General features: G+C 57.4%; 2 protein-coding genes. Both read right to left on the bottom strand.

Annotated features, from left to right (window positions below):
• Positions 1–117: 117 nt before the first annotated feature.
• Positions 118–552 (bottom strand): hypothetical protein, encoded by a 435-nt coding sequence (locus A1351_RS08300; protein WP_064032743.1) that lies wholly within the window; start codon positions 550–552, stop codon positions 118–120.
• 214 nt (positions 553–766) lie between these two features.
• Positions 767–1,149 (bottom strand): hypothetical protein (locus A1351_RS25285; RefSeq protein WP_198162311.1); only part of this gene is annotated, 383 nt, incomplete at its 5' end.

Raw genomic sequence — 1,149 nt, forward strand, 5'->3', positions numbered from 1 at the left:
CGGCGGCGGCGGTGAGGTCGAAAACAAAAAACCTGAGTATCTTGCCTTCACGTCCGCCACACGGCCCCCTCACTCCACCTGAACGGGCGCGGCGAACAAATGGAGCAGCGTCACCTTCTAGGGCAGGAGAGACCAGACGACTTCCAATAGCCGCGCATCGAACGCCGGGAGAATCACACCCGAGGCAGGGTCAAGAACTTCGACAACGGGTAGCTCCATTGTCTCGGAGGCGTCCCGCATGGTCTGCTCTTCGCTCTGTCCGCCAGAGGCTCCCCCATCGGCAAAGGCGGTCAAAGGATCACTGTCGAGTTGAAAGACAATGTTGTCCAGTATCCAGGGACGGGTCCAAGCGAGGAAGGCGGGGAGCGTCTCAAACACTCGCCCTGCGGTGGGCGTGGCGGTGAGACTGCCGTATCGGGCTTGGAGCCAGATGATACGTTCAGCCTCAGGCAGTTGCGCTGCGGCGTCGAGGGCAGCTATGGCGGCCGTGGCATTGGTCGCACAGTCCGCGAGGATGCTCTGTGCGGTGCTGGCGGCGTGGGTGATAGCCATTGAGGTCGGTTCCCTTCAGTTGCGCCCGCATTGCCTTTGCGGCGGCGGGGCGATGACACAAAGAAGGGGGGCCGGAGAGATACCTGCCGATTGGCAATAGCCACTCAATTGGTGGTTGTCTTAACCCTCGATATTTACCGCGGGTAGAGGGAGCAGGTCAAGCCCGCCAACCACCTCGAAAACCGCCGCGACCGTCATCTTGCCCGCAACCAGATCAATTCGCGCTGGGAGCAACAACCAAAATATATTGATCTGCCAAATCATTAATCACAATCTTTTTATCTGGCGGCGGCGCCAACGCGGCCGATGTGCGCCTTGTGACGTTGTAACCGTTCTGAATAAGGAAGTTTTCTATGTCTGTTGCAACCAATTGATCCGCATTTCCTCCCGTGCTTTGCATCAAAACATTTTTTTTAACCGGCATTTTTGAGAGAAGTTCGCGTCCAAGCTCTTGTGAAAACGTCAATCGTTGCGGCCCTATATTGACTGTTCCTGCTGTTATCCCGCCTTGCTGCCCATAAGACGTAACATTCTGCGCAACGTCTCTTGCTTCATTCTGCCGTGGCGCTTCCTTCGGCGGGCTGCCCCCGCCCAAGG

Source organism: Methylosinus sp. R-45379, from assembly GCF_001644125.1.
Classification (GTDB): Bacteria; Pseudomonadota; Alphaproteobacteria; order Rhizobiales; family Beijerinckiaceae; genus Methylosinus.